The following is a 20542-nucleotide window of genomic DNA, read 5'->3' on the forward strand; positions in this document are numbered from 1 at the left end:
AATAGCCCGCATCATGTCCACAATCGCTGCTCCCCAACAGGGTCTGCTGCGTCAATACCTCGTGCTGACCAAGCCGCGGGTGACGCAGCTTGCCGTCTTTTGCGCCGTCATCGGCATGTTTCTCGCGGTCCCCGGTGTGCCCGACCTCAACAAGGTCGTGTTCGGCACGCTCGGGATCTGGCTGCTGGCGGCCGCGGCCTTTGCGATCAATTGCCTGATCGAGCAGGAAGTCGACGCGCGCATGGCGCGCACCGCGCGCCGCGCCACGGCGCAGGGCACGATCTCCTCGACCCAGGTGCTGGGCCTGTCGGGCCTGCTCGGCGGCGCCGGCATGCTGGTGCTCTACCACCTGGTCAATCCGCTCACGATGTGGCTCACGTTCGCCACCTTCGTGGGCTATGCCGTCATCTACACCGTCATCCTCAAGCCGCGCACGCCGCAGAACATCGTGATCGGCGGCCTGTCGGGCGCGATGCCGCCGGCGCTGGGCTGGGCCGCGGTGGCCAATGCCGTGCCGGCCGAGGCCTGGGCGCTGGTGCTGATCATCTTCATCTGGACCCCGCCGCACTTCTGGGCGCTGGCCCTGTACCGCTGCAAGGACTACGAGCAGTCGGGCCTGCCCATGCTGCCGGTCACGCACGGCAGCAAGTACACGCGCCTGCAGATCCTGCTCTACAGCTGTGCGCTGCTGGCCGTCACGCTGATTCCCTACGTGATCCGCATGAGCGGCCTGCTGTACCTGGCCGTGGCCGTGGTGCTCGGCACGATCTTCGTGGCGCACGCCTGGGGTCTCTACCGCTACTACACCGACGAACGTTCGCGCCGGTTGTTCCGTTTCTCGATCCTCTACCTGGCCGTGCTGTTTGCCGCGCTGCTGGCGGATCACTGGGTCTCGGCGCTGCTGGTCTGATCCCCCGTCCTCCGGAGGTTTTGCCCGATGTCCCTGTTGTCCCCTGTCCGCCGCCGCATCCTGTGCGCCGCGGCTGCCGCCACCGTCGCCCTGACCCTGGCCGCCTGCGGCGAAACCAAGCTGCCGTTCAAGGGCAGCGACATCACCGGCACGCAGCTGGGCAAGGGCCTGGACCTGGTCGACCATAACGGCACGCCGCGCAAGCTGGCCGACTTCTCCGGCAAGGCGCTGGTGGTGTTCTTCGGTTTCACCCAGTGCCCCGACGTCTGCCCGACCGCGCTGGCCGAACTGTCGCAGGTCATGCAGAAGCTCGGCCCGGACGCCGACCGCGTGCAGGTGCTGCTGGTGTCGGTCGATCCCGAGCGCGATACGCCCGAGATCCTGAAGCAGTATGTAACCACGTTCGATCCGCGCTTCCTGGGCCTCACCGGCACCGAAGAGCAGGTGCGCAAGACCGCGGCCTCGTTCAAGGCCTATTACGCCAAGGTGCCCAGCAAGGATGGCTCCACCTACACCATGGATCACTCGGCGGGTTTCTACCTGTTCGATCCGAAGGGCGAGTCGCGCGTGCTGGCCAACAGCACCATCGGCGTGGATGCCGTGGCCCACGATCTCAAGCTGCTGATCGACGAAAAGTAAGGCGCGGCCCGGCGGCTGCGCAGCGCCCGGACGGGCCGAAACGATGCAGGCGCCCCGTAGGGCGCCTGTTTCTTTTGTGCGCTTTGGTGAACCGGGCGAGGGCCGGGCGGACCGGGTCAGGCCCCCTTGAGCGCGCCTTCCCATTGTTGGAAAGCCGCCCGGGCGGCCTCGGACAGCGCGGCGCGCGGCAGCTCGTGCGCGTGGGCCATGATCATGTCGGCATACGGCACCGCCAGCGCGGCGGCCTCGGCGCACAGGCGGGCGTCTTCGCCCTGGGCGGGCAGACGGTTGCGCCAGTAATTGATGGCTTGCTCCAGGGCGGGCAGGGTGATGGGCGATTCGGGGTTTTGCATCCGTTCATTGTCCCAGAATGGGCCGGGCTGTCCACCCGGACCGGGACATGGACCGAAAGCGGATTTGCAAAGGGTCACCAACGCAATACGCCGAAACCGCAGCGGCGCGGCGGGGGTGCTATACAACGGGCCGTTACCGTTACGAATGGAGCGCACCATGACCAATCCGTCCATGGGATCAGCCGGACCGGGTCCGCGCCGCACCCTGCACCCGCTCTTTGCCGCCGCCGCCATCTCCGTGATCCTGCTGTGCACGGTGGCCGTCGCCGCGATCATGGGCTGGCTGCCCAACATCGGCGCGCAGCAGCGCCCGGGCGATCCCTTGCCGCAGAGCGCCGAGCAGGCCGTGCTGGCGGGCCCCGAGGCCGCGAACATGGCGCCGGCCGCGCCCAACGCCGCGGCCGGCCCGCGCGCCCAGAATGGCCTGCCCTCGCACGTGGCGCAGGCGCCGCGCACGGCCCAGGCCGCCCCGGCACCCCAGGCCGCGCCGCAGGCCGTGGCGTGCCCGAGCTGCGGCACCGTCGCCTCGATCCGCACGGTCCAGGTGGCCAAGCGCGATGACAGCAATCACATCGTCGGCACGGTGGCCGGCGGCGTCGTGGGCGGCGTGGTCGGCAACCAGTTCGGCGGCGGCCACGGCAAGGATGCGCTCACCGTGCTCGGCGCGGTGGGGGGCGCTTTGGCAGGCCGCGAAGTCGAGCGTAATATTAGGCAGCAACAGACGGTGACGCATTACGAGGCGATCGTGCGCATGGAGGATGGCAGCCAGCGCACCTTCCGTAGCGCCCAGCCGTTCGCCTTCGCCACCGGCGCGCCGGTGCGCGTCGAAAACGACCAGCTGTTGCCGCGCTGAGCCCCGCCACCCGAGCCCGCCCCGGCCATAGCGACACTGCACAGGAGACCCAATGAGCGATCCGAACACCAACCCGTTCGTGCTGCCCGGCATGGGCCAGGATTCCGACTTGTCGGGCAATCCGCTGCTCGCCAGCATGGAAATGATGCGCCAGGCCTGGGCCGGCCTGGCAGGCCCGGGCGGCCTGTCCCAGGCGCTGCCCATGACGCCGCCGCTCAACCTCGAAGACCTGGAGCGCCGCATTGCCGAACTGCGCACGGTGGAGGGCTGGCTGCGGCTCAACCTGCAGATGCTGTCCTCTACCATCCAGGGCATGGAGGTGCAGCGCGCCACCATCTCGACGCTGCGTTCGTTCGTGGGCAGCGTGTCCAGCATGCAGACGGGCGCCACGCCCGCGCCCGGCGATCCGTCGCCGCTCGAAGTGGCGCTGGGCCTGAAGCCCGCCCGCGGCCAGGCGCCGCAGGATGCGCCCGCGGCCAACGCCGCCGGCGAGCCGCCCGAGGCCGATGCCGCGGCCGAGTCGGCGTTCCAGCAGTCCGAGCGCGTGAACGCCGCCGCCACCGAGGCCTCGCAGGCCTGGTGGGGCCTGCTGCAGCAGCAGTTCAACCAGATCGCCGCGGCCACCGCCGCCACCCTGCCCCAGATGATGGGCGAGGCGGGCGGCATGCCCGGCTTCGGCACGCCCGGCACGCCCGATGCCGTCGCGGCCGCCAAGCCGCCCGCGAAGGAAGGCGCGGCCGCCAAGCCCGCGGCCAAGGCCCCCGCCAAGCCGCGCAAGCCGGCGGCCAAGAAGGCCGGCACCCGCGCCGCGCCCAAGGCCGCCAAGCCCGATGCCAAGCCCGCCGCGCGCGGCGTGGCCAAGACCTCCGTCAAACCCGCGCGCCGTTCCGCCTGAGGGCGGCGCACTTCCCCATTGAATCCCGCGGACGCCAGCGGCGTCCGCCCTCTCACTTGTTGGTTCTATGCTCAATGTAGTCATTCTCGCCGCCGGACTGGGCAAGCGCATGCAGTCCGATCTCCCCAAGGTGTTGCACACGCTGGCCGGCAAGCCCATGCTCAGCCACGTGCTCGGCAGCGCGCGCCAGCTCGATCCCGCCCGCGTGATCGTGGTGGTGGGCCACGGCGCCGAGCGCGTCCAGAGCGCCTATGCCGGCCAGGAGCTGGCCTTCGCGCTGCAACAGCCGCAGCACGGGACCGGCCACGCGGTGCAGCAGGCCGTGCCGCAACTGCTCGAGGGCGATGGCGCCGATGACGTCACCCTGGTGCTCTACGGCGACGTGCCGCTGGTGCAGCCCGAGACGCTGCGCAAGCTGCTCGAGGCGCGCGGCCAGGGCGTGGCCGTGCTCACCGAAGTGCTCGAAGACTCCACCGGCTATGGCCGCATCGTGCGCAACGACGCCGGCCAGGTGGTGGGCATCGTCGAACACAAGGACGCCAACGAAGACCAGCGCGCGATCAAGGAAGTGAACACCGGCATCCTGTGCGCGCCGACGGCGAAGCTGAAAGACTGGCTCACGCGCATCGACAACAACAACGCCCAGGGCGAGTACTACCTCACCGACATCATCAGCCTGGCCGTGGCCGACGGCGTGCCGGTCAGCGCCGCGCAACCGGGCGCCAGCTGGGAAACGCTGGGCGTGAACAGCCGCGTCCAGCAGGCCCAGCTCGAGCGCCGCTGGCAGGACGAGCAGGCGCGCCGCCAGCTCGAGGCCGGCGTGACGCTGGCCGACCCGCAGCGCTTCGATCTGCGCGGCACGCTCACCTGCGGCCGCGACGTGTTCATCGACGTGGGCTGCGTGTTCGAAGGCAATGTGGTGCTGGGCAATGGCGTGCGCGTGGGCCCGCACTGCGTGCTGCGCGACGTCACCATCGAGGCCGGCGCGCAGATCGAGGCCTTCAGCCACCTGCAGCAGGCCAAGGTGGGCGCCGATGCCCGCATCGGCCCGTATGCACGGCTGCGTCCCGGCGCCGACCTCGGTCCGCGCACCCACGTGGGCAACTTCGTCGAGATCAAGAACAGCATCGTCGCCGAAGACAGCAAGGCCAATCACCTGGCCTACATCGGCGACACCGACATCGGCGCGCGCGTGAACGTGGGCGCGGGCACCATCACCTGCAACTACGACGGCGTGAACAAGCACCGCACCGTGATCGAAGACGACGCCTTCATCGGCTCCGACACGCAGCTGGTGGCCCCCGTGCGCGTGGGCCGCGGCGCCACCCTGGCCGCCGGCACGACCCTCACCCGCGACGCGCCGGCCGACAAGCTCACGGTTTCCCGTGCCCGGCAGACCACGGTCGAAGGCTGGAAACGCCCGACCAAGAAGTCGTGACCACGGCGGGCGCGCCCAGCGGCGCACCGCCCGACGGCCTGCCCACGCCGCGGCGCTACTACGCCGCGGCGACGGTGATGGTCGGCATGAGCCTCTCGGTGCTCGATGCCACCATCGCCAACGTCGCCCTGCCCACCATCGCCACCGACCTGCACGCGCAGCCGTCGCAGGCCGTGTGGGTCATCAACGCCTACAACCTGGCGGTGGTGATGATGCTGCTGCCGATGTCGGCGCTCGCCGAGCGCATCGGCTTTCGCCGCATGTTCACGTTCGGCCTGGCCCTCTTCACGCTGGCCTCGCTGGCCTGTGCGCTGTCGCAATCGCTCTGGCAGCTCAGCATGGCGCGGGTGTTCCAGGGCGTGGGGGCGGCCACGCTGATGTGCATGTTCGGCGGGCTGGTGCGCAACATCTATCCGCTGCGCCTGCTCGGGCGCGGCATCAGCATCAACGCCACCACCGTGGCGGTGATGTCGGTGCTCGGGCCCACCATCGGCTCCTTCATCCTGACCGTGGCGCCGTGGCGCTGGATCTTCGCGGTCAACCTGCCGTTCTGCATCCTCGCCATGTTCGGCCTGCGCTTCCTGCCGGAAGTGCCGCGCAGCAAGTCGCGGCTCGACTGGGTGGCGGCGCTGTTGTGCATGGCGACCCTCGGCGTGTTCATCTCCGGCGTCGACATGCTGGGCCAGGATCCCCTGCGGGGCATCGGCCTGATCGCGATCGCCGCGGTCACCGGCTTCGTGCTGGTGCGGCGCGCCCGCGGCCAGACCGCGCCGCTGGTGCCGGTGGACCTGCTGCGGATCCGGCCGGTGGCCTTCGCGGTGGCGGCCTCTGCCTGCACCTTCGCGGCGCAGATGGCCTCCTACGTGGCGCTGCCGTTCTACTTCCAGCAGGTGCTGGGGCGGCCGCATCTCGAGGTGGGGCTGCTGATGGCGGCCTGGCCCGTGGGCACCGCGCTGGTGGCGCCCTTCGCCGGCCGGCTGTCGGACCGCTATTCGGCGGCCTCGCTCAGCGGCGTGGGCGCCGCCGCGATGGTGGTCGGCATGCTGTGGCTGACCATCCTGCCGCACAGCGCCGGCAATGCCTGGATCATGGCCGGCATGTTCATCGCCGGCTGCGGCTTCGGCTTCTTCCAGACGCCCAACAACCGCGCCATGCTGTCCTCGGCGCCGCGCGAGCGCAGCGGCGCCTCGGGCGGGCTGCAGGCCACCACCCGCGTGTTCGGCCAGAGCTTCGGCACCGCCCTGGTGGCGATCGCGTTCAGCCTGCCCACAACGCACGGCCCGACCGTGGCCCTGCTGCTGGGCACCGTCTGCGCCGGGCTGGCGGTGGTGGTGAACACCGTGCGGCGGGCCAAGAAGATCGGTCTGCCCACGGTTTGAGCGGGGGCGTGGCGGGGCCGCGTGCAGCGGCCTGTCATGCGCCCGCCTCTATAATGCGGCCTAGCGTGGCGGCGCTTTGCCGCAGATCCACAGAGGCAATAACGCATGAAAATCACGGTCGTCGGAACCGGCTACGTAGGACTGGTGTCGGGCGCTTGCATGGCCGACATGGGCAACGACGTCATGTGCCTGGACGTCGACGCGGCCAAGGTGGCGATGCTCAAGGCCGGCGAGATCCCGATCTATGAGCCCGGGCTCGACGAGCTGGTCAAGCGCAACGTGGCCGGCGGCCGCCTGCAGTTCACCGACGACGTCGCCGCCAGCGTGGCGTTCGGCGACATCCAGTTCATCGCCGTGGGCACGCCGCCCGGCGAAGACGGCTCGGCCGACCTGCAATACGTGCTGGCCGCCGCGCGCAACATCGCGCGCCACATGGACGGCCGCAAGGTGGTGGTCGACAAGTCCACCGTGCCCGTCGGCACCGCCGACCGCGTGCGCGCCGCGATGGCCGAGGTGCTGGCCGAGCGCGGCGTCGAGCTGCCGTTCACCGTCGCGTCCAATCCCGAATTCCTCAAGGAAGGCGCGGCCATCGCCGACTTCATGAGCCCCGACCGCATCGTGGTCGGCGCCGACGACCCCTACACGGTCGACGTGATGCGGCGCCTGTACGCGCCGTTCCAGCGCACCCACGAGCGCCTGATGGTGATGGACGTGCGCTCGGCCGAGCTCACCAAATACGCCGCCAACGCGATGCTGGCCACGCGCATTTCGTTCATGAACGAAATGGCCAACCTGGCCGAGAAGCTGGGCGCAGACATCGAGCAGGTGCGGCGCGGCATCGGCGCCGATCCGCGCATCGGCTATCAATTCCTCTACCCCGGCGTGGGCTATGGCGGCTCCTGCTTCCCCAAGGACGTGCAGGCGCTGTTGCGCACCGGCACCGAAGAGGGCGTGCCGATGCGGGTGATCGAGGCGGTCGAGGCCGCCAACGACGCGCAGAAGCTGCGCCTGGCCGAGAAAGTCGTCGCGCGCTTCGGCGACGATCTCTCCGGCCGCACCTTCGCCGTGTGGGGCTTGGCCTTCAAACCCAACACCGACGACATGCGCGAGGCGCCCAGCCTGTCGCTGATCGCCGAGCTCACGCGGCGCGGCGCCCGCATCAAGGCCTACGACCCGGTCGCCATGCCGCAGGCGGCCAGGTCGCTCGCCGGCAACGGCGCGGTGGCGATGGCCGCCGACATGTACGAGGCGCTGGCCGGCGCCGATGCGCTGCTGATCGTGACCGAGTGGAAGGTGTTCCGCGCGCCCGACATGGCGCGCGTGCGCAGCCTGCTGGCGCGTCCGCTCATCATCGACGGCCGCAACCTGTGGGTCCCCGCCGAGGTGCACGCGCAGGGCTTCGAATACGAAGGGATCGGCCGCCAATGAGAATCCTGCAGCTCAATTTCGAGAAGGGCTGGCGCGGCGGCGAGCGCCAGACGCTGTATTGCATGCGCGCGTTCCGCAAGGCCGGCCACGAGGTCGAGCTGCTGTGCCGCGCGGGCGGCCCGCTGGCGCAGCGCGCCGCCGAAGAGGGCTTCACGGTGCATGGCGTGCGCAACGTGCCGGCGCAGCTGGGCTTCCTGGCGCGCCACGGCGCGGGCTACGACATCCTGCACAGCCAGACGGCCAACACCAACACCTGGCTGGTGCTGACCAAGCCGCTGCATCGCCGTCCGGTGGTGTTCTCGCGCCGCACCTCGTTCGTGGTCGAGCCCAACGAGCAGTGGAAGACCGGCTTCAAGTGGCGCCACGTCGATCTGATGGTGGCGATCAGCGAGATGGCCGCGAGCGAGCCGCGTCGCCTCGGCATCGAGCCCGTGATCATCCGCAGCGCGGTCGAGCCGCACGCGATCAACCAGGCCAACGTGGCCGCGCTGGTCGAGGAATTCAAGCTCGCCGGCCGCAAGGTGCTGGCCAACACGGCCGCGCTGGTGTTCGACAAAGACCCGCTCACGCAGGTGCGCGCGGTGGGCGAACTGGCGCGCACGCGTTCCGATTTCGTGTTCGTGCACTTCGGCGCGGGCGGCGACCAGGAAGCGGCGGCGCGGGCCGAGGTGCAGCGCCTGGGCATCGAAGACGTCTATCGCTTCGCCGGCTTCCGCAAGGGCGTCGAAGACTTCTACAGCGTGATGGACGTGTTCGTGATGAGCTCGCTCGAGGAGGCCCTGGGCAGCAGCGTGCTCGACGCGTTCCTGCAGCGGGTGCCGGTGGTGTCCACCGACGCCGGCGGCCTCAAGGAAAGCCTGGCCGATGGCCGCGGCGTGCTGGTCAAGGTGGGCGACTACCAGGCCATGGCGGCCGGCATGGCGCGCTGCCTCGATGACGCGGCGTTCCGCGAGGAGGTCGTCGAGCGCGCCTATGCCTACGTCAAGACCGAGCACGACGTCACCGAAATGGGCCGGCGCTATCTGGCGCAGTTCGAGCGCCTGCTGGCGGACAATCCGCGCCGCTGAGTGCCGCGCGGCGTGCGTGCGACGGGGCGGCCTGCGGGCCGCCCTTTTCGTTGCCGCTTCAGGCCGCGGGCGGGGCCGGCGGCAGCGCGATGCGCGTCTCGAACTTGGCCCGGTGCACCGAGAAGAAGGTGCGCACGTTGCGCACGTTGGCGTGTGCCGTGAAGGCGCGGTGCGCCAGCGCGTGATAGGCCGGCATGTCGCGCACCTGCACGATCACGACGAAGTCCGGACCCGGCGAAACCCGGTAGCATTGGAGTACCGCGGGCTCGGCCATCAGGGCCGCCTCGAACTCGTCGAGGCGTTCGGCGGCCTGCACGTCGAGCGTGATCTCGACGATGGCGGTGAGCGTGCTGCCCAGCGCGGCCGGCGCCAGGATGGCCACCTGCTTCTCGATCACGCCGGTCTCGACCAGGCGCCGCACCCGGCGCAGGCAGGTGGGCGGCGAGGCGTGCACCCGCTCGGCCAGGTCCTGGTTGGTCAGCGAGCTGTCCTGTTGCAGTTGTTCCAGAATGCGGCGGTCCAGGTCGTCCAGAGCGACCGCGGCGGGCCCGGAATCGGGAGAATTCGGTTCGTTTTGCATGATTCGTTCATAAATCAGGCTGTAGAGAAATTATATTTAATCACGTTCCTGTAAGAAATTAATCTTTCAGATCGGGCTAAATATAGAAATCTAATTTCTTGATCGGGGATGCACAATGCGTCCACTTTCTCTTTCTCAGGAGCACTGCACATGTGCGGCATCGTAGGCGCCGTCGCCCAGCGCGACATCACCCCGATCTTGGTCGAAGGCCTGAAGCGGCTCGAATACCGCGGCTATGACTCCTGCGGCGTGGCCCTCCACACCGACGGCCATCTGCGCCGTACCCGCAGCACCCAACGCGTGGCCGAGCTTGCCGACCAGGTGGCCGAGGAAGGCCTGCAAGGCTTCACCGGCATCGCTCACACCCGCTGGGCCACCCATGGCGCCCCGGCCACGTACAACGCCCACCCGCACTTCTCGGCCATCGGCAAGGACGAGCCGCGCATCGCGCTGGTGCACAACGGCATCATCGAAAACTACGCCGAGCTGCGCACCGAGCTGCAGCAGGCCGGTTTCGTGTTCGAGAGCCAGACCGACACCGAAGTGATCGCGCACCTGGTGAACCATCTCTACAACGGCGACCTGTTCGAAGCCGTGCAGCAGGCCGTGCGTCGCCTGCATGGCGCCTATGCCATCGCCGTGTTCTGCCGCGACGAACCGCACCGCGTGGTCGGCGCCCGCCAGGGCTCGCCGCTGGTGGTGGGCCTGGGCAAGAACGAAAACTTCCTCGCCTCCGACGCGCTGGCGCTCGCCGGCACGACCGACCAGATCATCTATCTGGAAGACGGTGACGTGGTGGACCTGCAACTGCAGAAGGTCTGGATCGTGGACGCCGACGGCAAGCCGGTGGACCGCAAGACCAACACCGTGCACGTGCACACCGGTGCGGCCGAGCTCGGCCCCTACCGCCACTTCATGCAGAAGGAGATCTTCGAGCAGCCGCGCGCCGTGGGCGACACGCTGCAGGACATCGACGCCATCACGCCCGAGCTGTTCGGCGACCAGGCGTTCAAGATCTTCAAGGACATCGACCGCATCCTGATCCTGGCCTGCGGCACCAGCTACTACGCCGGCATGACCGCGAAGTACTGGATCGAATCGATGGCGCAGATTCCCGTGGCGGTCGAGATCGCCAGCGAATACCGCTATCGCGACAGCGTGCCGAACCCCAAGACCCTGGTGATCACGATCTCGCAATCGGGCGAGACCGCCGACACCCTGGCCGCGCTCAAGCACGCGCGCTCGCTCGGCATGAACCACACGCTCACGATCTGCAACGTGGCCACCAGCGCCATGGTGCGCGAGTGCGTGCTGTCGTACATCACGCGCGCCGGCGTCGAGATCGGCGTGGCCTCCACCAAGGCCTTCACGACGCAGCTCACCGGCCTGTATCTGCTCACGCTCACGCTGGCCCAGACGCGCGGCCTGCTGACCCCGGAGCAGGAAGCCGAATGCCTCAAGGCGCTGCGCCACCTGCCCGCCGCCATCGGCTCGGTGCTGGCGCTGGAGCCGCAGATCATCGCCTGGGCCGATCGCTTCGCGACCAAGGAAAACGCCCTGTTCCTGGGCCGCGGCATGCACTACCCGATCGCGCTCGAAGGCGCGCTCAAGCTCAAGGAAATCAGCTACATCCACGCCGAAGCCTACCCGGCCGGCGAACTCAAGCACGGCCCGCTGGCCCTGGTCACCGACCAGATGCCCGTGGTCACCATCGCGCCCAAGGACGCGCTGCTCGAGAAGCTGAAGTCCAACATGCAGGAAGTGCGCGCCCGCGGCGGCGAACTCTACGTGTTCGCCGATGCCGACAGCAAGATCAACAACGAGGAAGGCATGCACGTGATCCGCATGCCCGAGCACTACGGCATGCTCTCCCCGATCCTGCACACCGTGCCCCTGCAACTGCTGGCGTACCACACCGCCTGCGTGCGCGGCACCGACGTCGACAAGCCCCGCAACCTGGCCAAGTCGGTCACGGTGGAGTGAGGCTGGGGAGGTCGGTTCTGGCGTTGAGAACGAGAAATAAAGTCGGTCGCGCCTCGGACGCACCATACCGCAGCCGATTGAGTGGCTGAGGCGGGCTCGTGGATGCTCAGAGTGTGGGAGAGGGCCGCAAAGCGGCCCTCTTTTTTGTGCGCACGGTCAGCGCTGAGCGCGCGGTGCGCTGTCCCGGCGGTGTCAGGGATCGGGCGTCTCAGTGAACGAGGGGCTAGCGGACGTCGAAGACTGGCCGCCTTCGACCCATTTCAGACATTTGCTTCACGCAAGGGGGGCTCTGTCGCATCGGGCGGATCGACGCGCCGCTTGTTCTTCACTCTGATGCAGGCTGGCCGGCCGGTGCGACAACTTCGGCCGCTCCCGTAGATCAAAAGTCGTAGCGTAGCGTCACGGCAGCATACCGTGGCGATCCGTAGTGGCCATAGCTGCCGCCAATGCCCTGGTAGTAGGTCTTGTCGAACAAGTTGTTGATGTTCAATGTTGCCGTCAGCTTCTTATTGAACTGGTAGCGCGCCATCAGGTTCACCACCGTGTACGCATCTTGCCGGACCGTGCTGTCATAGCGGCTGAAGTACAACGAGGTCTTCGACGTCCAGTCGACGCCTCCGCCTACCGTCAGCCCGTTCCAGGCGCCGCCCAGCCGGTACGTTGTCCACAGGCGCAGCGTGTTGACCGGCAATTGGGTCAGCAGCTGCGAACCTTGTGCGTCTTCGCTCTTGGCATGGCTGAAGCCCGCATGCATGTTCCAGCCCGGCAGGATTTCACCGGCCACTTCCAGATCGATGCCCGTGGTCCTGGCGCCTTTGGCCGCCCGATAGGCCGAGTTGTCCGTTCCCGGCACAGTGTAGCCCGCGTCCAGTTCCGCGACATTGTCCTTCTGCGACCGGTATATGGCCACACTGGTGTTCAGCCGGCTGTTCAGGAATTCCCCCTTCCAGCCCACTTCGTAGTTCTTGCCCACAATCGGATCGAGGACGTTGCCGTTGCGATCCTGGGACGATTGCGGCTGGAAGATGTCGGTGTAGCTCGCATAGACCGATTGTTCGGGCGTCAGGTCATAGACGATGCCGGCGTAGGGGGTGATTTCGCCGCGCGCACGCATCTTGTAGGTTTGCAGGAAATTGTCGGTTGGGCTCTCGTAGTAGTAGTCGTAGTTGTAATCGGACCGCCGCGCACCAAGAATCAGATGCACGTCGTTGATGGGGTTAAGACGAAATGCCGCGTAGCTGCCGCTCTGGCGCGATTTCACGTTAAAGATCTCGCCGACTGTGCCGGTGTCGCCTGGCCGGGCCATGTTGTTGCCCCAGGTGTAGAAGTTGACCGTGGACACGCCCACGTCCCAGCCTTTGTGCTTGTTCTCGTAGTCCTGGAAGTTGAAGCCCGCGATGAATTCATGCGTTCGTCCACCCAGCTCAAAGGGACCTTGGATCGTAACGTCCACACCCGTTTGGGTTTGCGTCGCACCTGCCCGGTAGGCCAGCATGCCAGCGTTGCCCGTGGCCTGGTCCAGAAAGGATCGTCCGGAACCCACACGATACGAACCGTTCAGATTGGAACGGTCCACGTCCATGTAGTTGGCTGCGACCTTGAACTGCCAGTCATGTGCCAGCGCCTGTTCGAAATTCACCGTGTAATTGGTGGTCTTGAATTCGTCGTACATCCAGCGGGCGCCGGAGCTGGTCGAGCGCGTGAAGTGCGTCTGCTGGCCGTTGGTGAAAATCAGCGGAACACCCGGTGCACCCATCGCCTTGTACTGCTGGTGGTCAATGCCAAAGCGCAGCATCGTCGAATCGGTCAGGTCGGCTTCCACGACGCCATACAGCACGTCCTTGTCTTGCGTATATGCATCCATGAATGTGTGATTGTCCTGCTTGGCGGCCACGAGCCGGCCACGCAGCTTGCCGTTGCTGACCAGCGGTCCCGATATATCGGCTTCAGCGCGATACATGTCCCACGAGCCCACGCCCACCTGCGCGTACGCCTGAAACTCATGGGTGGGCCGCTTGCGGATCAGGTTGACGGTGCCGCTCGGGCTGCCCGCGCCCGTCATCAGACCGGTGGCGCCGCGCACCACTTCCACGCGGTCATAGAGCGCCATATCGAGCAACGTGCTGGGCATGGTGCGTGACTGGTTCACCTGCGTGGTCGTCACGCCATCCAGCTGGTAAGTGTCCATGGCGCTGCCGCGCGAATAGATGTTGAAGCGCTCGCCGCCGTCCTGGGACATGGTGATGCCCGGCGTCTGGTTCAGCACATCGGTCATGCTGTTGAGCTGCTGATCCTCGATCTGTTGCCGGGTGATGATGCTGATCGATTGCGGCGTTTCCTTGATCGACAGATTCATCTTCGTCGCGGTGTTGCTGACCGGTACGGTATAGCGGCCCGTGCCTTCGCTGACGTGCGCGTCGAAGTTTCCGAATACGGAGACTGGCTCCAGAATCGTCGCCGCGCTCGCGTCCGTGCTCTCCGCGCGCAAGGTGTACGCCCCATCTGCCTGCCGCACGGCTTGCAGGCCGGAACCCGTGAGCAGCGTCTGAAAGGCGGCCTGCACGGTGTAACGCCCTTGTAAACCGGGCGTGGCCTTGCCTTGGGTCAGTGTGCCGGGCGCGGTCAGAAACACGCCGGCGTCCGCGGCCAGTTGATTGAGTGCGGCGGTCAAGGGACCCGCCGGGATGGCGTAGTCGCGGACGTCGGCGGGCTGTGCGTGCGCCAAAGGCGCCCAGACCGTCGTGCCGCCGATCAAGCCGGTAGCAGCCATGTGCAGGGCGAGCGCCATGGGCCGGATCGCAAAACGCGGGGCGGGAATGAATGTGCGGTCGGTGCAGAGGTGGGTACGGCGGCGAAGCATAAGACGGAAATCCCTCAAAGCGTGGTGGTGAACAGCGAGAGGGAGGCCATCGACGTGTCGATCTGATCTTCTCTCATTCCGTAAATCGGATGAGATTCAAAAACCCGAACTGCTATTTGGAAGAAATTGGTGGTCAGCGCGCGACGATCGACGTCCACCATGGCAGCGGCCGCTGCACGCGCACGGGCAGATTGCGTTCCAGCATGGCCAGGGCGCGGTCGGAGTCGTCGGCAGGGAACACGCCCATAACGAGCATGTCGGCGATTTCTGGCGCCACGTCCAGATAGCCCTTGCGGTATCGGCCCAGTTCATCGATGAGCGCTTTCAAGGGCAGGTTGTCAGCCAGCACGACGCCCCGGCTCCACGCTTCGCGGGCGGGGTCGGCTTGCTCGGTGGACAGAATCGCTTCGGCATTGAATCGGGCCTGGCCGCCCGCAACCACATTCACCGACGCGCCGGCAGGGTTGCGTACCGCCACTTCGCCTTCATAGACGTCCAACTGGACCTGGCTTTCCGTCAGGCACACGTTGAAGCGCGTGCCCAATGCCTGCATTCGTCCAAAGCGCGACTCGACATAGAACGGCCGGTGCGCAAGGTCGGGCGCTGTTTCGATCAGGATCTCTCCTGCCCACAGCGTCAAGCGGCGCGCGGCGCCGCGGTAGTCCACATCCAGGGCACTGCGCGCGTTGAGCCAGATTCTTGATCCGTCTGCCAGCAGCAGGTCGTGCCGTTCACCGGTACCCGTGGAATAGTCGGCGGCGAACGTCAACGCCAGGCCAGGCAACGTCGTGTGACGCCAGCCCAGCCAGCCCAACACGCTCGTGCCCAATACGATGGCGCCCGTGCTTAGCAGTTGGCGCCGCTTGAGCGCAGCCTTGCGCGCCGAGGCGGCGCCCGCGAGCGCCGCCTCGGTCCCCCCTTGGCGCAGCGGCTCGAACCGCTGGCTGACAGCTTCGATGTGATGCCACGCGGTCGCGTGTTCGGCCCGTTCGTGCAGCCAGGTTCGCCACGCGGTCCTGTCCCCCTCGGTCACGCCATCTGCACGCAACAACGCGAACCAGTCGGCGGCCTGTTGCAAGCTGTCGAAATCGGCTTTCATTGCACCGACCGCCGGGGGCGGGGCCAAAATGTCGGAAGGCGAATTATGCGAGGGCGGCGCCATCCGTTCACCTGCTTACCCCGGCTTCGATCAGGGCGCATTGCAACATGCACCGGGCGACGTATTTTTGAACCATGCGCTCTGACACCTGCAGGGTTTGGGCGATGTCGCGGTAGGGCACGCCGTCCACCTGCGCCATGATGAAGGCCGTGGCGGCCTTCTGCGGTAAGCGGCTCAGCATCGTGCCAATTTCCATCAGCGTTTCGATGATCAATGCACGTTGCTCGGGAGACGGTTCGAAAGCGTCGGGGCGCGCGGCCAGGGCGTCCAGCCAGGCTTGTTCGACTTCACGCCGCCGCCAGAAGTCCGCACACAGGCCGTTGCCCATGGCTCGTAAATAGGCGCGTGCTTCCGGAAAACTCTTGAATCCTTGAGAGGCCGGCTTGCTGAGCAAGCGAAGGAAGGCGTCATGAGCCAGGTCGGCGGCGTCCGCCGCGTTGCCCAGGCGGCGGCGGAGCCATCCTTGGAGCCATTCGTGGTGATCGCAATAGATCACTGCCATGGACGGTGCCGCACCGTATCCTTCAGCCTTCATGTTCTTTTCGGCCCGCGGCGGTGGGGCCTCTCCGTCCAAGTTTTGTAAACGAAACTAATTCGTATTTCAAAATCTGAGGCGAATGATAACGCATTGGGAAATGCATGGTGTACGGCGGCAAGCGCGGGCGGGCTGTCGACCTATGGCGTGCAGGCCCTCATGCCGAGGGGTACTGCCGCCGCAGCCGCTCGATCGCCGCGCGCAGCGCGCGCTTGATGGCGAGCGCCTCCGCGTCATCGTCGGCGGGCGTGGCCTCGCGGACGTGGCGCTCGCGCACGGGTGCGGTCAGCGCTTCGAGCCGCAGGGAGACCGGTGCGTCGGGCGCGGGCTGCGTGGCGCTCACGCGCACGTCGACCGAATGGGCGATCTGCCGCACCAGTTCCCGCGCTGCGCCCGCGCGTTCTTCGTAGCTCGCCTCGTCCGCCGGACCACCGCCGAACCGCGCCGCCAGTCGTGCGGGTCCGGCGCCGCGCAGCCGCGCCGCCAGGTCTTCCAATGCCTGCGCCAACTCTTCGGCGAATCCTGCATAGACCGCGTCGATCTGCGCGCGCGAGCGCAGCAGACCCTGCGCATCCTCGATCCCGCTGAGATCGAGCGCGAGCCGCGCATGGCCGCGTGCGTCGCGGCGCAGCCGGGCGGGCGTGACGAGTTCGTCGAGCAAATGCGTGGGCGGATGAAAACGATAGCTGCGGCCGTGACGCGACATGATGCGGGCTCGATCGGGGTTGGCGTCATCGGTGGCCAGCAGGTCGATGCGAGGCGCCTCGGTCAGGCACACATCGCCGCCCGCAGCGATCAGGCACGCGGCGTCGAGGCGGCCGCGCACCAGGATGCGGCAACGGTAGTCGCGCGCCAGCAGCGTGTGCACGGCAAGGCCCGAGGTGAACGCGTGCTTGCCGGCAGGCAGCAACAGCAACGCGAGGTCGCAGGGGCCGTCCACGATCAGCCATGGGCCGCCCGCCTCGTCATGCGACGCCTCATCGTGCAGCTGCGCCGCATCGCCCACGCTGACGCGCCGCGCCTGCAGGCCGGCGCGGAAGATCCAGCCCGCCACGCGCAGCCGCGGATGGTCCGGCAGCGAGTCGGGCAGGTCCAGCGTGGCGGCGCGCACGGGCCCATTGGCGGCCAGAAACACCCACTGGCGCGTGTCGTCGAGGGGAAAGCGCGCCTGGGCAGCCTCGTCCATCAATGCATATGCCGCCGCGTTGTCGGTGTCGCGAATGCGTGCGAGCAGGCGCTGAGCCTGTTCCAGGTTGAGCACCTCGAATTCGACGCCCGCCCACGACACGCGCGCGACCGTGGGCGCCCTGCGCGCGTGGTCGGTCCACGCCCGTGCCGCGTCCGCCTGCGCCTCGAGCGCGGCGCGTTGCGTCTCGGCATCGTCCAGACGCTGCGCACGCTGCTGCGCACGCCATTGCTTGCGTGCGTCGGTCGGGCTGCCCATTACCGACCTTTGCCTGGCAGGGCCGGCATCAGCCGCGCCGGATCGTCGGCGCGGTGCAGGCACCGCGCCATCCGCGTCGCGCGCATCGCCGTTTCCCGTGGCGCGCTGGCGGCGAGCGGCGGCGCGGAGACGGGCAGAGCGGATGAGTGGCGGACGCGGGTCACGGATCGATTCCTGGTTGGCGCGGAGTCTGGCGGTATACGCGCATATTACCGGCAGCCGGGAGTCCGGCTGACGCCATTCGCGGCGCGCGCCATGGATGTGCGCGCTGATGCGAGCCTGCGCTGGATTCTGTTGCCACCGGCCGGCACGATCCGCCCCTGGGCCAGGATAGCGCTGGCGGAGCGGGTGGCCCGCTCCGCCCCCCCTTACGGCGTCACGATGTCCCACCAGAACTCGAAGTTATCGAGCGCGGCAAACATCTCGGTGATCTGTTGGCCGCGCTCGTATCAAAATGAATATTTGAAGAAGTAATGGATATTCCCGATTCCGCGAACATGTTGTACAGATAGAGTCATATTGCGACGCACGAGATTCCGTTGGACGCGGTCACCCTCCGACCTCACAAGGAGCAGTCATGTCTTCCGCTGGAACGAATTACAGAAACGTCCGGCGAGCAAGATCCCTGGCCTCCTTTTCCTGGAGTGCGTGGCGGCGGCACGGTCGTCATGCCGCTGGCTGGATAATGGCCGGATTATTTTCGGCAGTGGCAGGACCTGCCGCTGGCGCCGACAGCCAGGAGCTGGCGAAACAGCTCAGCAATCCCGTCGCGGCCCTGATCAGCATTCCTTTTCAGTACAACTATGACCGAGGTCTGGGCCCCGATGGCAACGGACACCGCAATACGCTCAACATTCAACCCGTGGTGCCCATCACGCTGAATGAAGACTGGAACCTGATTTCCCGCACCATCCTGCCCGTCACCTGGCAGAGCGGCGTCACGGCCGATGGCGCGAGCCAGAGCGGCCTCGGCGACACGGTGCAGAGCTTCTTCTTTTCGCCCGCAAAGCCCACGGCAGCGGGCACGATCTGGGGCCTGGGGCCGGCCCTGCTCGTGCCGACCGCCACCGACAGCCAGCTGGGCGGCAAGAAATGGGGCGCGGGCCCGACGGGCGTGGTGCTGCAGCAGAACGGCCCCTGGACATACGGCGGGCTCGCAAACCACATCTGGTCATATGCGGGCCAGTCCTCGCGGCCCGGCGTGTCGTCCACCTTTCTGCAGCCCTTTCTGGCCTACACGACGCCCGACGCGATCACATACGCCCTCAATACCGAATCCACGTACGACTGGAACCGCTCCGAATGGTCGGTGCCGGTCAATTTCCAGGTATCGAAAGTCACGAAAATCGCCGATCAGCCCATCAGCTTCCAGGTTGGCCTGCGTTATTGGGCGGAGTCGCCGGAGCGCGGGCCGCGCGGTTGGGGCGGGCGCTTTACCGTCACGCTGCTGTTTCCCAGGTAAGTCCATCCAGCAAGATTTTCAGGGGCAAGCATGAATACCGGTTTTCATTTTCGCGTGGCCAGGCTTTCCACCATTATCCGACGCCATGGCGCGAAGGCGGGATGGGTATGCGCGGCACTGCTCGCGAGCGTCAACCTGTCGGTGGCGGCCCCTTTTCCGGACAAACTGTTGTCCACGCCCGGCACGCCCGACGTGGTGGAAAAGGGCATGGAGGTCGACGGCTATCAGCTGGCGGTTTCCGCCTATACCTGGGGTTATCCGCTGGTGCGCATGGAACGGGCCATGCGCGAGTACACCGACGTTCCGTCGCCGAAGCCGGCCACGAGCTATCGCGCTCCCATGAATACCATTGGCTGGGCAACGGAACTGGCGTCCCCGAAAGCCAAGGACATGCCGACGGCCAACAACGACACGTACTACATGAGCGCGGTGGTACAGCTCGATGAGCCGTGGATCCTCACCGTGCCGGATACCCAGGATCGCTATTACGTGATCGACGTGTTCAACATGTACCAGGAGCTCCAGCACTACATCGGACGACGGGCCACCGGCACCAAGGCAGGTACCTTCGCGCTGGTGCCGCCGGGTTGGAAGGGCGATCTGCCCGCCGGCGCGAAGCGGCTGGACGTCAGCACCGACAAGGTGTGGCTCTGGGGCCGGCTGCGCGTCGTTCCGGGCGAAACCCCCGAGAAACTGAAAGCGGTGCAAAGTGGCTTCGAACTCGCGCCATTGAGCGCAGCCGGCAAGCCCGCCGCTCGTGCGGACCGGAAGCCGCTGGCCCCGCTGCCCGCGATCGACAACGATGAGCTCGGCTTCCTGACCCACCTCGGCCAGGCGGTGAAAGCCAACCCCATCCGCGTCGAAGACGAAGCGCTGTTCGCGCAGTTCGAACGGATCGGGCTCACCAAATCGGGCTTCGATCCGTCCAAGCTCGACCCCGCCGTGCGCAAAGGGATGATCCGCGGGCTCGACGATGCGCCGTCGGTGGCCGTGGCCTCGCTGGCCAGCACCAGCACCAAGCGCAGCGGCTGGGATTGGGTCACCGGACTCGATAGTTTCGGCTACAACTATCCGCTGCGCGCCGTCGTGGCCGGCCCCTATCTCGGGGGCAATGGCGAGAAGGAGGCGATGTACCCCATCCGCTACACCGACAGCGAAGGCAAGCCGCTGACCGGCGCCAACCAGTACACGCTGACCTTCGACACGCTGCCGCCGGTCAACGCCTTCTGGTCGCTCACCATGTACAACGCCGACGACAAGATGCTCGTTGCCAACGAGATACAACGCTACAAGGTCGGGTCGGACACCGAAGGCCTGGTCCAGGGCAAGACCGGCTCGATGACGATCCGCATCCAGCACCAGAAGCCGGCTGGCGAAGACGCTGCGAACTGGCTGCCCGCGCCCACGGGTCCCTTCTATGTGATCCTGCGCATGTATCAGCCCAACGACGACATCTTGAGCGGGAAATGGAAGATCCCGGACCTGAAACGGAGCCAATGAGCGCACCGTGACGCGACGAATCGTCGCGTCCGCAATGCACGGGGCATGCGCCTGCAT

The 20542-nt window shown here is 67.0% G+C and carries 19 protein-coding genes; 12 read left to right on the forward strand and 7 right to left on the reverse strand.

The window, feature by feature from the left end; all coding sequences use genetic code 11:
- Nucleotides 1-13 precede the first annotated feature (13 nt).
- Nucleotides 14-910: a heme o synthase gene (gene cyoE, locus CEG14_RS01075; RefSeq protein ID WP_094824509.1), complete on the forward strand. Its 897-nt coding sequence runs from the start codon at nt 14-16 to the stop codon at nt 908-910.
- A gap of 27 nt (nt 911-937) precedes the next feature.
- The gene (locus CEG14_RS01080; protein ID WP_094824510.1) at nt 938-1549 is read left to right on the forward strand and encodes an SCO family protein; all 612 of its coding nucleotides are present in this window, start codon (nt 938-940) and stop codon (nt 1547-1549) included.
- A gap of 116 nt (nt 1550-1665) precedes the next feature.
- On the opposite strand, the gene CEG14_RS01085 is transcribed toward CEG14_RS01080, so the two are convergent.
- Entirely contained in the window at nt 1666-1902 is a 237-nt protein-coding gene (locus CEG14_RS01085) for a DUF3717 domain-containing protein (protein ID WP_094824511.1), read from the reverse strand.
- A 157-nt stretch (nt 1903-2059) separates the two neighbouring features.
- Between CEG14_RS01085 and CEG14_RS01090 the strand changes: the two genes are divergently transcribed.
- From CEG14_RS01090 to CEG14_RS01115, 6 genes are all read left to right on the forward strand, one after another.
- Nucleotides 2060-2755, forward strand: coding sequence for a glycine zipper 2TM domain-containing protein (locus CEG14_RS01090; RefSeq protein WP_255032064.1), 696 nt, complete (start codon nt 2060-2062; stop codon nt 2753-2755).
- Between the two features lie 52 nt (nt 2756-2807).
- On the forward strand, nt 2808-3650 hold the full coding sequence (locus CEG14_RS26200) for a PhaM family polyhydroxyalkanoate granule multifunctional regulatory protein (protein ID WP_094824512.1): 843 nt from the start codon (nt 2808-2810) through the stop codon (nt 3648-3650).
- 67 nt (nt 3651-3717) lie between these two features.
- Complete coding sequence (gene glmU, locus CEG14_RS01100; RefSeq protein ID WP_094824513.1) at nt 3718-5088, forward strand: bifunctional UDP-N-acetylglucosamine diphosphorylase/glucosamine-1-phosphate N-acetyltransferase GlmU; 1371 nt, start codon at nt 3718-3720, stop codon at nt 5086-5088.
- The gene (locus tag CEG14_RS01105) at nt 5085-6467 is read left to right on the forward strand and encodes an MFS transporter (protein WP_255032065.1); all 1383 of its coding nucleotides are present in this window, start codon (nt 5085-5087) and stop codon (nt 6465-6467) included. The genes glmU and CEG14_RS01105 overlap by 4 nt, the downstream gene beginning before the upstream one ends.
- A gap of 105 nt (nt 6468-6572) precedes the next feature.
- Nucleotides 6573-7895 carry a UDP-glucose dehydrogenase family protein gene (locus CEG14_RS01110; protein ID WP_094824514.1) on the forward strand — a complete coding sequence of 441 codons (1323 nt, stop codon included), beginning with the start codon at nt 6573-6575 and terminating at the stop codon, nt 7893-7895.
- Complete coding sequence (locus CEG14_RS01115; RefSeq protein ID WP_094824515.1) at nt 7892-8962, forward strand: glycosyltransferase family 4 protein; 1071 nt, start codon at nt 7892-7894, stop codon at nt 8960-8962. The genes CEG14_RS01110 and CEG14_RS01115 overlap by 4 nt, the downstream gene beginning before the upstream one ends.
- 58 nt (nt 8963-9020) lie before the next feature.
- On the opposite strand, the gene CEG14_RS01120 is transcribed toward CEG14_RS01115, so the two are convergent.
- Entirely contained in the window at nt 9021-9542 is a 522-nt protein-coding gene (locus CEG14_RS01120; RefSeq protein WP_094824516.1) for an Lrp/AsnC family transcriptional regulator, read from the reverse strand.
- 150 nt (nt 9543-9692) lie between these two features.
- Between CEG14_RS01120 and glmS the strand changes: the two genes are divergently transcribed.
- The gene (gene glmS / locus CEG14_RS01125) at nt 9693-11525 is read left to right on the forward strand and encodes a glutamine--fructose-6-phosphate transaminase (isomerizing) (protein ID WP_094824517.1); all 1833 of its coding nucleotides are present in this window, start codon (nt 9693-9695) and stop codon (nt 11523-11525) included.
- 379 nt (nt 11526-11904) lie between these two features.
- Here the strand turns inward: glmS and CEG14_RS01130 are convergent, their stop codons facing one another.
- The 5 genes from CEG14_RS01130 to CEG14_RS01145 form a co-directional block, all read right to left on the reverse strand.
- Nucleotides 11905-14313, reverse strand: a complete 2409-nt coding sequence (locus tag CEG14_RS01130) for a TonB-dependent siderophore receptor (protein ID WP_256985543.1) — start codon at nt 14311-14313, stop codon at nt 11905-11907.
- Nucleotides 14314-14399: 86 nt separating this feature from the next.
- Entirely contained in the window at nt 14400-14546 is a 147-nt protein-coding gene (locus tag CEG14_RS26205; protein ID WP_179280520.1) for a hypothetical protein, read from the reverse strand.
- Nucleotides 14519-15484 carry a FecR domain-containing protein gene (locus CEG14_RS01135; protein ID WP_256985544.1) on the reverse strand — a complete coding sequence of 322 codons (966 nt, stop codon included), beginning with the start codon at nt 15482-15484 and terminating at the stop codon, nt 14519-14521. The genes CEG14_RS26205 and CEG14_RS01135 overlap by 28 nt, the downstream gene beginning before the upstream one ends.
- Before the next feature lie 67 nt (nt 15485-15551).
- Entirely contained in the window at nt 15552-16079 is a 528-nt protein-coding gene (locus CEG14_RS01140) for a sigma-70 family RNA polymerase sigma factor (protein ID WP_094824520.1), read from the reverse strand.
- Nucleotides 16080-16236: 157 nt separating this feature from the next.
- Nucleotides 16237-17523, reverse strand: coding sequence for a hypothetical protein (locus CEG14_RS01145; protein ID WP_094824521.1), 1287 nt, complete (start codon nt 17521-17523; stop codon nt 16237-16239).
- A gap of 255 nt (nt 17524-17778) precedes the next feature.
- Here CEG14_RS01145 and CEG14_RS25610 point away from each other — a divergent pair, with 255 nt between their 5' ends.
- The 3 genes from CEG14_RS25610 (at nt 17779) to CEG14_RS01160 (ending at nt 20485) form a co-directional block, all read left to right on the forward strand.
- Nucleotides 17779-17997 (forward strand): hypothetical protein, encoded by a 219-nt coding sequence (locus tag CEG14_RS25610; RefSeq protein WP_143277156.1) that lies wholly within the window; start codon nt 17779-17781, stop codon nt 17995-17997.
- Between the two features lie 103 nt (nt 17998-18100).
- Nucleotides 18101-18985, forward strand: coding sequence for a transporter (locus tag CEG14_RS01155; RefSeq protein ID WP_256985546.1), 885 nt, complete (start codon nt 18101-18103; stop codon nt 18983-18985).
- 30 nt (nt 18986-19015) lie between these two features.
- On the forward strand, nt 19016-20485 hold the full coding sequence (locus CEG14_RS01160) for a DUF1254 domain-containing protein (protein ID WP_094824524.1): 1470 nt from the start codon (nt 19016-19018) through the stop codon (nt 20483-20485).
- Nucleotides 20486-20542: the final 57 nt, after the last annotated feature.

The organism is Bordetella genomosp. 1 (assembly GCF_002261335.1).
In the GTDB taxonomy this organism is placed as follows: domain Bacteria; phylum Pseudomonadota; class Gammaproteobacteria; order Burkholderiales; family Burkholderiaceae_B; genus Bordetella.

What these genes read in the sequence shown, in the direction of transcription:
- cyoE (WP_094824509.1), top strand. Translation starts at nt 14, where the DNA reads ATGTCCACAATCGCTGCTCCCCAACAGGGTCTGCTGCGTCAATACCTC.
- CEG14_RS01080 (WP_094824510.1), top strand. Translation starts at nt 938, where the DNA reads ATGTCCCTGTTGTCCCCTGTCCGCCGCCGCATCCTGTGCGCCGCGGCT.
- CEG14_RS01085 (WP_094824511.1), bottom strand. Translation starts at nt 1,902, where the DNA reads ATGCAAAACCCCGAATCGCCCATCACCCTGCCCGCCCTGGAGCAAGCC.
- CEG14_RS01090 (WP_255032064.1), top strand. Translation starts at nt 2,060, where the DNA reads ATGACCAATCCGTCCATGGGATCAGCCGGACCGGGTCCGCGCCGCACC.
- CEG14_RS26200 (WP_094824512.1), top strand. Translation starts at nt 2,808, where the DNA reads ATGAGCGATCCGAACACCAACCCGTTCGTGCTGCCCGGCATGGGCCAG.
- glmU (WP_094824513.1), top strand. Translation starts at nt 3,718, where the DNA reads ATGCTCAATGTAGTCATTCTCGCCGCCGGACTGGGCAAGCGCATGCAG.
- CEG14_RS01110 (WP_094824514.1), top strand. Translation starts at nt 6,573, where the DNA reads ATGAAAATCACGGTCGTCGGAACCGGCTACGTAGGACTGGTGTCGGGC.
- CEG14_RS01115 (WP_094824515.1), top strand. Translation starts at nt 7,892, where the DNA reads ATGAGAATCCTGCAGCTCAATTTCGAGAAGGGCTGGCGCGGCGGCGAG.
- CEG14_RS01120 (WP_094824516.1), bottom strand. Translation starts at nt 9,542, where the DNA reads ATGCAAAACGAACCGAATTCTCCCGATTCCGGGCCCGCCGCGGTCGCT.
- glmS (WP_094824517.1), top strand. Translation starts at nt 9,693, where the DNA reads ATGTGCGGCATCGTAGGCGCCGTCGCCCAGCGCGACATCACCCCGATC.
- CEG14_RS01130 (WP_256985543.1), bottom strand. Translation starts at nt 14,313, where the DNA reads ATGGCGCTCGCCCTGCACATGGCTGCTACCGGCTTGATCGGCGGCACG.
- CEG14_RS26205 (WP_179280520.1), bottom strand. Translation starts at nt 14,546, where the DNA reads ATGGTGGACGTCGATCGTCGCGCGCTGACCACCAATTTCTTCCAAATA.
- CEG14_RS01135 (WP_256985544.1), bottom strand. Translation starts at nt 15,484, where the DNA reads ATGAAAGCCGATTTCGACAGCTTGCAACAGGCCGCCGACTGGTTCGCG.
- CEG14_RS01140 (WP_094824520.1), bottom strand. Translation starts at nt 16,079, where the DNA reads ATGAAGGCTGAAGGATACGGTGCGGCACCGTCCATGGCAGTGATCTAT.
- CEG14_RS01145 (WP_094824521.1), bottom strand. Translation starts at nt 17,523, where the DNA reads ATGGGCAGCCCGACCGACGCACGCAAGCAATGGCGTGCGCAGCAGCGT.
- CEG14_RS25610 (WP_143277156.1), top strand. Translation starts at nt 17,779, where the DNA reads ATGGATGTGCGCGCTGATGCGAGCCTGCGCTGGATTCTGTTGCCACCG.
- CEG14_RS01155 (WP_256985546.1), top strand. Translation starts at nt 18,101, where the DNA reads ATGTCTTCCGCTGGAACGAATTACAGAAACGTCCGGCGAGCAAGATCC.
- CEG14_RS01160 (WP_094824524.1), top strand. Translation starts at nt 19,016, where the DNA reads ATGAATACCGGTTTTCATTTTCGCGTGGCCAGGCTTTCCACCATTATC.